Source organism: Candidatus Solirubrobacter pratensis (genome assembly GCF_000425945.1).
GTDB classification, from domain to species: domain Bacteria; phylum Actinomycetota; class Thermoleophilia; order Solirubrobacterales; family Solirubrobacteraceae; genus Solirubrobacter; species Solirubrobacter pratensis.
In genome coordinates this window covers 148,137-162,338 of the sequence record NZ_AUEK01000012.1, presented here as the reverse complement: position 1 = coordinate 162,338, position 14,202 = coordinate 148,137, and the positions used below count along the sequence as shown (strand labels likewise).

13 protein-coding genes are annotated in these 14,202 nt (G+C 73.5%); 3 read left to right on the top strand and 10 right to left on the bottom strand.

The window, feature by feature from the left end; genetic code table 11:
• Positions 1–28 precede the first annotated feature (28 nt).
• The 8 genes from H958_RS0119300 to H958_RS38690 form a co-directional block, all read right to left on the bottom strand.
• A complete protein-coding gene (locus H958_RS0119300) occupies positions 29–562 on the bottom strand; it encodes a DUF4142 domain-containing protein (RefSeq protein ID WP_028059865.1) in 534 nt (177 codons plus the stop codon).
• Positions 563–821: 259 nt separating this feature from the next.
• Positions 822–1,685 carry a bactofilin family protein gene (locus H958_RS46465; protein ID WP_028059864.1) on the bottom strand — a complete coding sequence of 288 codons (864 nt, stop codon included), beginning with the start codon at positions 1,683–1,685 and terminating at the stop codon, positions 822–824.
• A gap of 211 nt (positions 1,686–1,896) precedes the next feature.
• Positions 1,897–3,399 carry a metallophosphoesterase gene (locus tag H958_RS43670; protein WP_081686053.1) on the bottom strand — a complete coding sequence of 501 codons (1,503 nt, stop codon included), beginning with the start codon at positions 3,397–3,399 and terminating at the stop codon, positions 1,897–1,899.
• Positions 3,400–3,417: 18 nt separating this feature from the next.
• On the bottom strand, positions 3,418–4,413 hold the full coding sequence (locus tag H958_RS0119285; protein WP_196807440.1) for a hypothetical protein: 996 nt from the start codon (positions 4,411–4,413) through the stop codon (positions 3,418–3,420).
• Positions 4,410–5,681 (bottom strand): glycosyltransferase, encoded by a 1,272-nt coding sequence (locus tag H958_RS38700; RefSeq protein ID WP_051324524.1) that lies wholly within the window; start codon positions 5,679–5,681, stop codon positions 4,410–4,412. The genes H958_RS0119285 and H958_RS38700 overlap by 4 nt, the downstream gene beginning before the upstream one ends.
• Positions 5,678–6,820: a glycosyltransferase family 4 protein gene (locus H958_RS0119275; RefSeq protein ID WP_156028076.1), complete on the bottom strand. Its 1,143-nt coding sequence runs from the start codon at positions 6,818–6,820 to the stop codon at positions 5,678–5,680. The genes H958_RS38700 and H958_RS0119275 overlap by 4 nt, the downstream gene beginning before the upstream one ends.
• Positions 6,817–7,683 (bottom strand): glycosyltransferase family 2 protein, encoded by an 867-nt coding sequence (locus H958_RS38695; protein WP_081686052.1) that lies wholly within the window; start codon positions 7,681–7,683, stop codon positions 6,817–6,819. Before H958_RS38695 ends, H958_RS0119275 begins: the two co-directional genes overlap by 4 nt.
• A gap of 243 nt (positions 7,684–7,926) precedes the next feature.
• A complete protein-coding gene (locus H958_RS38690; RefSeq protein WP_051324523.1) occupies positions 7,927–8,661 on the bottom strand; it encodes a glycoside hydrolase family 16 protein in 735 nt (244 codons plus the stop codon).
• 118 nt (positions 8,662–8,779) lie between these two features.
• Between H958_RS38690 and H958_RS46460 the strand changes: the two genes are divergently transcribed.
• The 3 genes from H958_RS46460 to H958_RS0119250 are packed head-to-tail and all read left to right on the top strand — an operon-like array spanning position 8,780 to position 12,143.
• Positions 8,780–10,096, top strand: a complete 1,317-nt coding sequence (locus tag H958_RS46460) for a nucleoside/nucleotide kinase family protein (RefSeq protein ID WP_028059861.1) — start codon at positions 8,780–8,782, stop codon at positions 10,094–10,096.
• On the top strand, positions 10,093–11,091 hold the full coding sequence (locus H958_RS46455; RefSeq protein ID WP_156028074.1) for a phosphotransferase family protein: 999 nt from the start codon (positions 10,093–10,095) through the stop codon (positions 11,089–11,091). The genes H958_RS46460 and H958_RS46455 overlap by 4 nt, the downstream gene beginning before the upstream one ends.
• A complete protein-coding gene (locus tag H958_RS0119250) occupies positions 11,088–12,143 on the top strand; it encodes a GNAT family N-acetyltransferase (protein ID WP_028059859.1) in 1,056 nt (351 codons plus the stop codon). Before H958_RS46455 ends, H958_RS0119250 begins: the two co-directional genes overlap by 4 nt.
• On the opposite strand, the gene H958_RS0119245 is transcribed toward H958_RS0119250, so the two are convergent.
• On the bottom strand, positions 12,140–12,901 hold the full coding sequence (locus tag H958_RS0119245; RefSeq protein WP_051324522.1) for a polysaccharide deacetylase family protein: 762 nt from the start codon (positions 12,899–12,901) through the stop codon (positions 12,140–12,142). The genes H958_RS0119250 and H958_RS0119245 overlap by 4 nt on opposite strands.
• Complete coding sequence (locus H958_RS38685; RefSeq protein ID WP_051324521.1) at positions 12,894–14,192, bottom strand: lipopolysaccharide biosynthesis protein; 1,299 nt, start codon at positions 14,190–14,192, stop codon at positions 12,894–12,896. Before H958_RS38685 ends, H958_RS0119245 begins: the two co-directional genes overlap by 8 nt.
• Between the last annotated feature and the right edge of the window lie 10 nt (positions 14,193–14,202).

Sequence of the window (14,202 nt, the reverse complement as noted above, 5' to 3'; positions counted from 1 at the left end):
CCGGCCGGCGACCGCGTTCCGAGGCGGATCAGGTGCCCGGGCTGGCCTTCAGGGCCGCGCGGGAGAGCTTCAGGTGCGCGCGCAGCGTCGGCAGCTCCTTGCGCGCCGACTGCCGCACCGCGGCGTTGGATCCCATCTTGACCTCGTCGGAGGCCTCGGAGATGTCCTGGACGTGGTCCTTCGCCTCGAGGTCGGCGTACCAGTGGTCGTACTGCGGACCCGAGAGCGCGCCGACCATCTGCAGCTCCCATCGCATGGAGGGCGCGGGAGCCTTGGGGACCGAGACGCCGAGCCGCTTGGCGAGCGCGATGCTCTCCTTGAGCGACTTGGCGTGGTCCTTGACCAGGCGCGTGGCCAGGGCCCGCACGGCCGGGTTCTGGGATCGGCTGAGTGCCTGCTGGCCGCCGAGCACCTCGAAGCGATCGCCTTGGATCGACGTCGTGAGGTACTGCTTGTCGAGGCCTGAGGCGGTGGGCGCCACCCTCGCATGGGCGGTGCTCACACCGAGGCTCAGGGCGGCGACGCTCGTGCCGAGCGCGATCCCGGTCATGAAGCGCGACATGTAACTCCTCCAGAGAGTGAAGCGGGTGCGCTGCTGGGCTACCCCGCGCGGGACGAACCGCAATCGCGGGTAGGCCCCGCTTCTCATGGAAGGATCGATTTCGACCGGCTGCTCATGAGCGCCGCGCCGTATCCCGCGGACTATGGCTACTTCCTGACACGCTCGGACAGGACGGTGACGTGCTCGACGCCTTGGTCGGCGCCTGGAGCGCGTGCAGCCGCAGCGCGGCCTTCGCCTGCCGGGCAGCGGGTCTGCGAGGTCAGGCGGCCGGCGCGGGACGACCGGGAGCCGGCGCCTCGGGCGTCGCCGCCACTGCGCCGGTCCTGCCGCCTCGCCACAGCGCGACGGCCAGCGCTCCGAGCCCGAGGACCGTCGCCACGACCCACACGAGGCCGCCCACGACGGGGATGAGGGCCAGCACGCGCAGGATCGCCCAGCCGATCAGCAGCGCCACCCACCGCGACGCCGACCGGTTGCGCAGCACCCGCCGCCCGACGACCCAGGCGCTCGTCGCGTAGGCGACCAGCAGGACGGGGATCGCGGCCAGCAACAGCGCGATGCCGAACGGGATGCCGACGAGCGTGACGAGCGCCAGCACCGCGAGCAGCGGCACGCCGATCGCGATCGCGACACCCCACCCGATGGTCGCGCCGAGGCGCTCGCGCACCGCCCGCTCGGTTGCGGACAGCGCGGCCGGCGCCAGCCAGACGAGCAGGGCGCCGACGATCAGCGTCGACACGGACACCGCCAGCCACCACGCGATCGCGCTGATCCAACCCCATCCGTTCGCCGTGTCGGTCCAGTCCTCGTTGCTTATCGTGCCGGCGACCCTCGCGCCGCGCGCCAGCACGGGGCGCTCGTCGCCGTAGCGCAGGTCGCCGCCGACGCGCGCCGTCGGCCCGAGCAAGGCCTGGCCGGACACGGCGATCAGATCGCCGTCGACGCGTCCGCTGACGCGGACGGGTCCGCTCACCGCCACGACGTCGCCCGTGGCGTGTCCGGCGATCGTCACGGGGCCGTCGAGCACGACGACGTCGCCGGCGGTCTGGCCGGGCGGAACGACTGCGCCGCCGGTGATCACCACATGGTCGGTCGCAGCGGACGCGCCGCCGGTCCAGACCAAGAGGGCTACGAGAGCACCGAGCACTGCGCGGACAGCCTGGGATGTGGGCATCTGAAAGGCTCCTGGGGCTCGGATGGGGGCCAGCCTCCCACCGGCTCTCCGCCCGCCGCAAGGCGCGGGTCAGCCCCACGACTCCGCGCAAGTTTCGTTACACGCCGCAGCCGACCCGCCGGCCGCAGACGGGCCGGCGGGCGTTCGGCGCGGCGGCGGCTCAGACCGGCCGGCGGATCGTCACGACCACCGTGCGGTGGCGGTAGCGGTGCCGCTTCGACCACGAGGCCAGCCGCAGCGTGAGCGCGTGCTTGACTCGCGTCTTCCGGGTCGCGGCGACCCGGCCCCCCACGCTCACGGTGATCACGGTCGGGGCCCAGCGCCGTGCGCGGATGCGGGCGCGCCCGCGCGCGAGCGCGCGGCGCGCGACCGCGCGCTTCAGGCGCCAGCGCGCGAGCAGCGTTCCACGGCGGCGCTTGGACGAAGTGGGCGTCGTCACGGAGTCGGCGTTGGACATCGCCGACACGTTCCCGGCGGCGTCGCGCGCCCGGACCTGGTAGGCGTAGCGCTTCCCGGCGGCCACGCTGGTGTCGGCGAAGCCCGGCGCGGCCGCGGTCGCGATCGGCGCCATCGGGCCATTCGGCGCGCCACGCCAGATCTCATATCCGGCCACGCCCACGTTGTCCGCCGAGCCGGCCCATGTGAGATTGACCCGCTTCGGGGCCTTCGCCGTCGCGCTCAGTCTGGCGGGCGCGCTCGGCGCCACGGTGTCGGGCAAGGCGCGGCATGACTGGACGCCCGAATCCGTGAACGCCCCGCCGGCCGCGGGGGAGAAGCTCCACTCGTAGCTGGTCGGGTGCAGCACGAGGCGCATTGCGCCGAACACCGTGTTCTCGCGCACCTCGCTGCCCGTCCCGGGCGGCCCGACGAAGGGAAAGAAGTTGACCCCGCCGGTGCCCACGACGAACGAGCGCATCCCATCCGACCAGTTGACGGCGCCGCTGCCGTCCATCGGCGCGAAGCGCTCGTAGACGTGAGCGTGCCCCGCCAGGACGAGGTCGCCGCCGTCGGCATAGAAGAGCTGCCAGATCGGCTGCATGAACGCGTTGTTGCCGCCTTCGCCCGAGCTCCAGCGCGGATGGTGCCATGCCGCCAGCGTGCACGCCCGCGGGTTCGCGGCGAGATCGGCCGCCAGCCACTGGTACTGGGGGGAGCCGACGTCGCAGCCTCCCGCCGCGTCGCAGTTGGAGTTGAGCACCACCACGTGCCAGGCGCCGATATTGACCGAGTAGTACCCGGCACCGCCCTGTACCCCGCTCGCGTTGCAGTGCGCCGCAGCGCCGAAGTACGCGCAGTATCCGTCGCCGCTCGCCGCGGTGGTCCCCTCGTGATTGCCGATCACGGGATAGGTCTGTGCCTTGAACCGGCCCCAGGTGGGGTCATAGGACTGCTGGAATTTGCTCAGCGTGGCGTCCTCGTACTGGAGATCGCCCAGCGGGATCACCGCATCGAAGCCTCCGCCGCCGATGATGTCCGAGGTCGCCTTCTGGCGGCATGACGTCGGCGTGCCGTCGCCGCCGTTGTAGCCGGGGTCGGCGGGGTCGCACGCGATGTCGCCCCCGACATAGACGACCGGATCGGCGGCCGCCGTCCGCGGGACCGCCGCGGCCGCCGCGGTGCAGCAGGCGACCGCCGGTAAAAGCACTGCGAGCTTCCTTACCATGGCCTTCCCTCTCTCTCGTCAAGGTTCGGTGGGGTCCCTGGACTCGAGCGGCTCGTCCGGAACGACCGAGCCGTCTTCCTGCATGTCTGCGTCTCGCCGCGTCATCTCCAGCGCCCCTCGCTCGCCGGGCGCCTCGAGCGCCGGCAGCGCCTCGAGCGCGAGCCCGGGCGGCGCCGGATCGCCGCGGGCGCGGACCACGATGCTCGTGCCGCGCTCGGGCTCGTCTACCGCGTCCGGACCGAGCGCCTCGGAGAGCAGCAGCGCGCTGAGCCCGGCGGTCCGCTCACGGCGCCGGGGCCGCGGCCGCGCGCGTCTGCGGGCGCTCCACGGGCCCGGCCGGCTGATCGGCGCCCGGGCGCGGATCCGCCGCCGCCACGTCAGGCCGGACGGCCGCCCGACCAGGGCGGCGAGGCAGGTCGCGGCGAGAAGGCAGACGAGCAGATCGGGGTGCCAGAGGCCGATCCAGAGCATGCACTGTGCGATCACGACCGCGACGGCGAGGCTGATGCCGACGGCGGCCCCGATCTCGATCCGCCGTCCGGGCCGCCCGAGCACGCGCAGCAGCGCCGCGCCTGGAGCCAGCGCAAGGAGCAGCAGAACGGCGGGGAAGCGCGCCCAGGCCGGCGCGTCGACGAGGACGAGCAGCGGCGCCGTCACGCACGCCGCCGCGGCGACCTTGAGCACGAGATCGCTGCGCCCCCTCGGCAACTGCGCCTCGACGATCCGCGCGGGCGCGGCGGCCGGCGAGCGCGGCGGAGGCGGCGGCGGCGGACGCGCTCCGTCGCGGGTGGGGGGCGCGTCCGACCACCGCGGCCCGCGCGAGCGGGCGGCCAGCGTCCCGACGAACACGCGCGCGGCGGCGGCCGCCACCGCGAGCAGCGCGACGATCAGCACCGTGGCGACGGCGCGGTCGGTGCCGTCGCGCGCGAACGCGTCGATGACGACCGTCCCCGCGGCGGCGAACAGCACGACTGCGCCGGCCAGCGCGAGCAGCCGCTGCGGCGGCACCCTCATCGAGCTTCCCGGCGCCCGGTCGCGACGGCGGCGCTGCGCACGAAGGCGGCGGGCCCGAGGAGCATCCCCGCGCGTTCAAGGGCGTTGAGGCGGCGCGGGAAGGCCGGCGTCTTGCTCGCGTTCTTGCGCGAACGCGGATCGAAGGCGTAGCGCACGCCTGCGGGGACGAGACTGAGCATGCGCAGCCGCTCCGGGCCTGCGACGAGCTGCTTGGTCAGCATCGCGGTCAGCCCGATGCCGTACCGGAAGGCATGGCGCTGCAGCTGCTCCCAGCAGGCCGGGTGCTCGTGCCAGACGATCGCGGCGGGCTCGTAGGCGATCGACGCGCCGCTCCGGATCGTGCGGATGTAGAAGTCCAGCTCCTCGCCGCCATGGGCGGGCGTGCCGGGTCCGAGCCGCGGATCGAACCCACCGAGGTCGCGCGCGAGCCCCGCACGGACGAGCATGTTCGCTCCGGAGCCGATGTGCCCGGCGGTGTACGGGAAGAGCGGATTCGCGACGCGCGACTCCGGTAGCCCGAACCGCAGTGGCCGGAACCCCTTGCCGAACGAGGCCAGCTGCTCGAGCAGGGCTTGGGCGCGCGTATCGAGGCGCAGCGGCGCGATCATCCCCGTCACGCAGCCGATGTCCGGGGCGCGCAAGAAGCCCGCCACCGCGGCGCGCAGCCAGCGTTCGTCGACCACCACGTCGTCGTCGACGAACGCCACGATCTCGCCCGACGCTCGCCGGAGCCCGGCGTTGCGGGCATGCGACGAGCCTCGCCGCAGCTCCTCCAGATACTGCAGGCGGCCCTCGCGCGCGAAGCGCTCGGCCAGCACGCGCGCGGTCTCCGCCGAACCCGGGCGGTTCTCCACCACGATGACGTCGAAGCGCGGGTAGTCGCAGGCGAGGATCGACTCCAGGCAGCGCCGGAGCGCCTCAGGGCGCCGGCACGTCGGGACGACCACCGTCACCGCCGGCTCAGGGACGCGGCTCAGGGCGGGTGGCTCCGCAACGGGCACGCCGTCCGCGGGGAGCCCGGACCGGAGGTCGATCCCCGCCTCTTCGAGCTCCCGCCCGAGCTGCTCCCGGACGGCCTCCGCCAGCCGCGCCGGTGCGAGGCCGTCGCCGCCGGGCTCGAGTGAGATGGTCGCGATGCCGAGCGGAGCGCCGTGCAATCGCACGATCAACAGCGCTGAGCGGTAGGGGGGAGCCGGTGCCGGCACGATCTCGCGCAGCGGCCGGTCGAGATCGAGGATTCGCACCGCCATCGGCACCGTGCCGGTCATAAGACGCGGCCCTGCCGCTCGACCGGCGTCGACCCGACTGCCGGCTCGCCGTGCGGCTCCTCGTCCGGCGGCGCCTCGATCTCGCGCAGTCCGTGGATCGTGAGCCGGTACACGCTCAGCATCTCGTGCGCGTAGGCCGCCCAGGACCGTACGCCCGTGCGCGACTCCGAGGGTCCGTGGAGCACCGCCGTCTCGCGGATCGCATCGGCGATCGCGAGTGGGGAGGAGGGACCCGAGATGACGCGCACGACGCCGCCGCTGTGGTATTCCCAGCCTCCCGCATGGTCGGCGGAGTCGGGGATGATCAGCGGCTTGCCGATCGCCGCCGCCTCGAGCGCCAGCATCTCGACGTCCTCGTACTCCGTGATCGGCAGCAGCACGGATGCGGTGCGCATCCAGCGCCGGCGCTGCTCGAGCGTCACGTCGCCGAGGAAGCGGACGCGATCCGCCAGGCCGAGGTCGGCCACGACGCCGCGCAGCCGCCGTCGCGCCGGACCGTCTCCGAGCACGACCAGGATGAACCGCTCGTCGAGGCTGGCGAGCGCGCCGACCACGCGGACCAGCCGCGGGCTCCGGATCAGCGGGCCCACCGCCAGGACGACCGCGCGGTTGATCGGCAGCGGCTCGGCGCGCGCGAGCGCCTCGGCGTCGACGCCGGGCCGTACTACGCGCACCCGATCGGCGAGCTCGGGTGCGTCGCGCCTCACGCGGGCGGCCTCCCGGTCGGAGCCGCAGACGATCGTGTCGACGGCGCCCACCAGCATGGCCGCGGCACGCGGCCACGCCCGGTGCATCGCATGGACCGGAGCGGGCTGCGACCAGCGGTCGCCGTATGGGCTGAAGACGCGGCGCGGCGCCGTGCCCGGCGCCGCGATCATGCGCATCGCGGGCAGGCCGAACGCGTGGATCACGTCATAGGCCTCATGCCGCGCGATCAGGTCGCGCTGCACGCGATGGGGGGCGAGCCGCCGGATGGCCACGCCCGCGCCGAGCCGTCGCGGCGCTCCGGGCGCGGCGCGGTCGGAGAAGATGTCCACGCTCACGCCCGCCGCCCCCAGGGCCAGCGCGCCGTTGACGAGGCGGCGCTCCGCGCTTCGCCCGCCCGCAGCGGCATGAGGGACCACCGCGGCGATCCTCATGACACCGCCGTGCGGGTCGCCCCGACGACGGCCCACGCCCTCCGCAGCGTCGGCAGGCGCTCGAGGGCGATCGTCCGCAGGACGCGGATGCCGTCGCGGACCGCGCGGAGGTTGCTCGTCCCGTAGATGCGGTAGTACTCGTGGCTCGGAACCTCGTGGATCACGAGGCCGGCCTGGGCGATGCGGATGTTGATCAGGGTCTCGACCTCGAACCCGTCGCAGTCGACCCGCATGTACGGCAGGCACCGCCACCAGAAGGCGTTGTAGCCGTAGCACAGGTCGCTGTAGCGCGTTCCGTAGAGCGAGTTGACGAAGGCGTTGAGGACCCGGTTGCCGATCCGGCGCAACGCGGTGATGTCCGAGCTGCCTCCGCCCTGCACGAAGCGCGAGCCCTTCGCGAAGTCGGCGCCGTTCTTGAGCGCGGCGACGAAGCGCGGGATCTCAGCCGCGTCGGTGGACCCGTCGGCGTCCAGCATCACGATGATCTCCCCCGTGCAGGCGGCGAAGCCTTCCTGCAGGGCGTTCCCCTTGCCGCGGCCGCGTTGATGCAGCACGCGCACGTCCGGCCGCAGCCGCCGGGCCGCCTCGACGGTCCCGTCGGTCGAGTGACCGTCGACGACGATCACCTCATGCAGGCTCGACGGCAGCCGCTCGAACACGAACGGCAGGTTTCGTTCCTCATTGAGGGTCGGTATGACGACGCTTACGCGCGGGGCCGCCGACGGCGACCGCTCAAGACCAGGGCCGGTCACAGGCGGTGCCTCGGTAAGCCACGTAATCGCGCTCACGGGCGAGCCGCTCCGTCCCCGAGCACCACCGGGGCCGGGCCCCGGACGATCCAGTTCTTCCGGTTCCACGGGCATCCAATGTCCTTCGCTACGGCCGCACGACGCCTTTACATCCATCCCCACTGGCGTCGCGGTTCTCCTTAACGATTCGGCAACAAAGTCTCGGCGCCGTTGCCCATGGCGTCAATGCCCCGGTCAGGGATGCTCGTGCCAACTCGACGTATACGCGTTGCCGACGTCAGCAATGAGCCGACCGTCCGCCAGGAGTCTCATCTGGTTCCCATATTGCGTTCTCTTGGGCTCCAGAATGCCGCTCGGCTAGCGGTATGCGTATGCGCGTACCCAGTCCACCTCGAGGTCGACGCGCTCGGGCGTCGAGCCGTCCGGGCAGGGGACGTAGTGGTCTCCGCAGGTGCCGGCCTGGCTCTGGATGTCGAGCTCCATCGGCTCGTTCGGCACGTGGGGGCTCCTGACCGTTCCCCACGCGCGGCCGTCGAGCGTGTAGACGAGCCGCCCCCGCGTCCACTGGACGCCCATCGTGTGCCAGCGGGTGAAGTCGGCGCGGACCGAGCGCTGGATCTGGCGGTTGTCGGGGCCGTAGTGCAGCGTCGCCGTCATGGCGCGGCGGGTGGTCTGCCGGCCGCCGCTCTCCGCGAAGTCGATCTCCGGCGGCCAGCGGTCGCGCGCCGGCCACAGGAGCACGACGCCCGCGACGCCGCGGCCGGCGTCCATGCGGAAGCGGACCTCGTACTTGCCGTAGGTCTGCCGCAGCGCGCGCGCGCTCGAGAGGCCGCCCGACACCCAGCGGTTGCCGACCCTTGGGTCGCGGTACGTCTGCAGGCGCAGGATCCCGTTCGTCGCCACCGCGTGCGACGGGGCCCACCAGCCACCCGGATCGCCGCCGGGCTGGCCGGAGTACCTGCCCCAGTTGGCCTCCTTCAGCCCCTCCGAGAAGTCATCGAAGAAGACCAGCTTCCAGCCGCGCTGCGGCTGTCCAAGTCCGACCGCGGCGAGCGCGCCAGCTACCACGGCGAGCGCTGCGAACACGAGCACGAGCGGGCCACGAGACAGTACCCTTTGCCTGCCCGTCGGCCGGCCGCGTCGGTGCCGAGGTCGAGATCCAGACGTCCTGGGCATCTTCTGACCCACCTCCCGCTATTGCTCTGATCCGATGATAATCGGAGCCGACCTTCACCCGGTCCTGCGGCGGCTGTTCGAGGACCTCGAGCAGCGACACGTCGCCTGGACCCTGCTGCGGACGCCCTCGAACCCCGCCGCGCCCAGCGGTGACGTGGACATCCTCGTCGCGCCCGGGGACGCGACGGAGCTGCGGGCGGCGGCGCACCGGCTGGGGTTCGCGTCGCTGCCCGGATGGGAGTCCCCGCCGAACCTTCTCCTGCTCAGCTTCGACCTGCCGTCGGACCGCTGGCTGATGCTCGACATCGTGACCACCGTGGCGTTCCGCCGCGCGCCCGGCTGGCGGCCTCCGGACGTCGCCCGCGAGGTGATCCGCCGCCGCCGGCTCAGCGACGCCATGGCCGTGCCGGCGGACGCGGACCAGTTCTGGCTGCTGCTCCTGCATTGCCTGCTCGACCGTGGCAGCGTGGCCGAGCGCCATCGCGCCCCGCTGCGCGAGTTGGCGCGTGCGAACGACGACTCGGAGCTTGGACGGCAGCTGCTCGAGGCGGCGGGAGCGACCTCCGGCCCCGACGCCTTCACCGCCGCCGTCCTGCGCGGCGACTGGGAAGGCGTCGAGGCGCTGGGCGAGCGCCTGCTCGCGGATCTGCGGCGCCAGAGGCCCGTCGCACAGCGGCTCCACGCGGCACGCGGGCGGCTCGCCGCACTGGCGCGCAAGCCGCTGCTGCTGCGACGGCGGCGCGGGATCAGCGTCGCGCTGCTCGGGCCCGACGGGGTCGGCAAGTCGACGGTCGCCGCCGCCATCGCCGGCGGCTTCCCGCTGGAGTCGCGGATCATCTACATGGGGCTGTGGAAGATGACCGGGAACCGCCCGCCGGGGCTTGCCGCGGCGGCCGTGCGGCCGCTTCGCATCTGGCGCCGCTACCTGCTCGCGCAGTACCACCAGCTGCGCGGGCGCCTCGTGATCTACGACCGCTACGTCTACGAAGCGCAGCTGCCGCCGCAGCCCCCGCTCACGGCGCTGAAGCGGCCGTACTTCTGGCTGCTCGCGCACGCGGTCCCGCGGCCCGCCGCCACCGTCGTGCTCGACGCTCCCGCCGCGGTGGCCTACGGGCGCAAGAACGAGAACCCGCCCGCCCAGATCGACGCGGACCGGCGGGTCTATCGCCAGGTCGCGAGCCGCGTGCCCGGCGCAGAGATCGTCGACGCGTCGCGCGAGCTCGCCGCGGTCCGCGCCGAGGTGACGGCGATCGTCTGGCGCCGGGTCGCCGACCGGTGGGCCGGGGTCCGCCGGCGCGGGGCGCCGCCGCCCCCGCACCGCTCCGCCTCGCCGACCCCGTTTCACGGGTGATCGAGCGGCGCCGCCGGCTGGCGGAGGCCGCCGCGCTGGTGCCGCGGATCCTCGCCGACGCCCACGCCGCCGGGACGCTCCCCGCGGCCGTCCGGCGCTCGCTCGTCGCCGACGCCCGGCTGACATCCACGGGCATGGGGATCGTGATGCTGACCGCGGATGGCGGGCGGCCGTCGTCCGTGGTCAAGCTGCCCGTGACCGCAGCGGCGGCGCGCGGCCTCGCACGCGAGGGCGCCGCGATGACCGCGCTGCACGCCGATGCGCGGCTCGACGGATGGCGCGCGCTGCTGGCCCGGCCGCTCGCGTCGGGCTCCGTCCTCGGGCAGGCCTACCGCGTGGACTCGGCCCTGTCCGGCCGCTCGGTGGACGCCGGCGAGGCCGGCCGGCGAGGCCTCCAGGACGGCGCCGCCGAGACGATCCACCTGCTGCACCAAGCCACGGCCACCCGCGTCGCGGGCGACGTCGAGCGCTGGATCGACGCGCCGGTGCGCGACCTGGCGCGCCACGGGCCGCCGCCGCCGTTCATCGCCACGCGCATGCGGCGGCTGCGCGAGGAGCTCCACGAAGCGGTCGCCGGCCGCGACTTCTCCGCCGGCTGGATCCACGGCGACTACTGGATCGGCAACCTGCTGTTCGAGGAAGCGCGCGAGCGGCCGGCCGGCATCGTGGACTGGGAGGCGGCCGCGGCGCCGGAGCTTGCGGTCCATGACGTGCTGCATCTGCTGGTGTCCACCCGGAGGGAGGCGAGCGGAGAGCAGATGGGAACGATCGTCCGCGAGCAGCTGAGGCACTGGAGCTGGCCGCTGCGCGAGCGCCGCCTGCTCGAGCGCTACGCGACCTGGCGGCATGACGGCTCGCTGTCGGACCGTCACGCCCTTCTGCTGTACTGGCTGCGCCAGGTCGCCATGGAAGCGCGCCAGCGCAGCCGCATCGGCGGCCTCCGCTACCGGCTGTGGGAGGCGCGCAACGTCCACGTCGTCCTGGCGGCGCTATGACGGTGACGCTGACGGCCGTCGGTCCCGCGGCGCGTCCGGCGTGGACCCGCGCGCTGGCGAGCGATCCCACGGCGCTGGTGTCGCAGACGCCCGCATGGCTGGATTGCGTCTGCGTCGTGGGCCGCTACGCCGACGCCACGCGCGCGTACCGCACGTCCGACGGCCGCGAGCTCGTCCTGCCGCTGGCCCGGGTTCGCCGCCTGCCCGATGCGGCCGGCGTGGAGAGCTCGATGCCGTTCGGATGGAGCACCGGAGGGCTCGTGTCCTCCGGCGGCCGTGTCCTGCGCGAGGACGTCGCCGCCGTGGTGGCAGACCTGGAGGCCCAGCGCCGCCTGCGCGTCGCGGTCCGGCCGAGTCCATCCGCCTATCCGGTCTGGGAGGATGCCGTGCCCTCCGGCGTCGTGCGGACGATGCACACGAGCCAGGCACTCGATCTCTCGGGCGGCTTCGACCAGGTGTGGTCGCGCCGGTTCTCCTCCAACGTGCGACGGGCGTGCAGGAGGGCGGAGCGGCTGGGACTGACGGTGGAGTGCGATGACGCCGGGCGGCTCATCGGCGCCTTCGACGAGCTGTATCGCCGTTCGATCGCCCGTTGGGCCGGCCAGCAGCACGAGCCCGAGCGGCTCGCGCAGTGGCGAGGGCAGCGCCGCGACCCCAGGCGCAAGTTCTCCGTCGTGGCCGAGCGGGTGGGGCGCGGCTGCAGGGTGTGGCTCGCGCGGCGCTCGGGCGAGCCGGCGGCGGCCATCATCGTGCTCACGCACGGCGAGCACAGCACGTACTGGCGCGGGGCGATGGACCGCGAGCTGATATCCGGCACCGGGGCGAACGAGCTGCTCCACCGGCTCGCGATCGAGGACGCCTGCGCCTCGGGCCGGCGCTGGTACCACATGGGCGAGACGGCGCCCGGCTCCTCGCTGGCCCGCTTCAAGCGCGGCTTCGGCGCCGTGGAGCAGCCGCATGCCGGCTACCGCTTCGAACGGCTGCCGCTGACGGCGATGGACGCGCAGCTGCGGCGGCAGGTGAAGCGCGTGCTCCGGTTCCGGGACTACTAGGCGGTCGGAACAGAGATCGCCCGCGCGCGCCGGTAGAGCCGCCACACACGCGTCCGCACGAGCTCGCGCCGGGGCGCGACGCGCGCGCCGCGGCCGGCCAGGAGCCGGTCGATGCGAGCCGTCGGCGTGACGGCCGTCACCATGAAGCGCGCCAGCGCGAAGCGGTCGTCATACGGGTGGCTGAGCGCGTTCTTGACCGCGCAGGCCGACCGGTATCCCGCGCGCGCCGCGAGCGCCTTGACCGCGGCCGTGTGGTAGCCGAACGGGTACGCGAAGCCGCTGATCTCCACCTGCAGCCGATCCTCGAGCACGAGCTTGCTGTTGACCAGCTCGCGCGCCGCCCGTTCGAGCGGCACGAGGTCCAGGGCGATGTGCTCGTGGCTGTGCGCGCCGATCTCCAGCCCGGAGTCGCGCAGCTCCTCGAGCCGCTGCCAGCTGAGCATCGGCGTGCCTTCGTGGCGGCCGCCGACAAGGCCGCTGGTGACGTAGAGCGTGGCCGGGAGCCCGCGCTCGCGCAGCACCGGCCACGCGCGATCGTAGAAGTCCGCCGTGCCGTCGTCGAACGTGATCGCGACGGCCGAGGCCGCCATCGGCTCGCCGCGGACGCGCGGCTCGGCGAGCCGGCCGACGGTCTGCGCGGAGCGCCCGCTGGCGACGACCGCGTCCATCTGGCGCGCGAACTCGGCCTCGCTGACGCTGAAGCGCCCGCTGGGCGGCCCGACGCCGTGATAGAGCAGGATCGGCAGCCCGTTACGCACGGCGCCGCCCCTCGCGCCGGCGCGATCCCACGAGCAGCAGCCCAGCCGCCACCACGCACTGGCTGGCGAGCCAGGCGACGCCGGCGCCGGTCACGCCGAACCGGTCCAGCAGCGGGGCCACGAGGGCGAGGGCCAGCACCGCCTGGGAGCTCATCGCGATCACCGCCGTACGCAGGCGCCGCCGCACGCGCGCGGCGCTGACCGCGAGCACCAGCACGAGGTAGGGCAGCGTCCCGATCGCGAGCAGCCGGAGCAGCGTCGCGCTGCGTTCCGCGTAGTCGCCTCCGAACAGGGCCAGGATGTAGGGCGCGCCCACGATGAGCACGAGGACGATGGGGACCAGGACGCGCGCGCCCTGCACGGCGGCTTGGCGCCTGAGGACGCCGAGCGATGGGGGGTCCATGGTCCCGTGCAGCACCAGCGACGTCCCGATGTTCGCCGCGATCGCGTATACGGGCAGCGAGACGGCCCACGCGAGGGCGTAGTAGGCGTTCGTCGTGGCTCCCGCCACGGCCGTGACGACCACCGGCATCAGGTTGCAGGCCGAGACCCAGGCGACCGAGCACACGTAGTCGGCGGCGAAGTAGCGCGCGAAGGCCCGGTCGCGGAGCACGATCAACCCGCCGGCCCGCGCTCGCGGCGCCGTCTTGGCGAGCCGCTGGAAGATCAGCAGGTTCACGCAGATCACCGCGACGAGCGTCGCGATCGTCCACGAGACGAAGATGCCGTAGACCGGCGCGAGCGCGGCCGTGCCCACGAGCAGCCCGAGCTTGAGCAGCGAGAAGCCCGCGTTCTCGACGGGGACCCAGACCGCGCGCCCGAGCGCGGTGAGGACGCCGTCCTGGATCGTGAAGATGCACCAGGCCAGCGAGGAGACGGCGAACCACAGCTGCATCGACCCGTGTCCGCGCAGGAAGCCCAGCTTCGGCGCGAACGCGCTCACGCCGACCAGGAAGACCGTCGCGGCGACGGCCGCGAGGAGCGCCGCGGCCGCGTACGACGATGCCACGAGCCGCAGCGTGCGGCTCCCGGCCTCCGGCAGGAAGCGGACGATGATGTTGGGCAGGTTCAGGCTCGAGATGCCGGCGAGGAACATCATGCTCGCGATCAGGGCCGAATTGACCCCGACGGCGTGCGGGCTGTAGACGTACGCCGCGACGATCCAATAGACCAGCCCGGTCGCCGCGGTCAGCCCGGAGCTGAGGGCCAGTGCGTACGCATCGCGGTGCAGGGGTATCCGGACGTGCTCGATGAACCGGCGGGCGGCTCCGGCCGTGACGGGCGACGCCATCCCGCTAGGG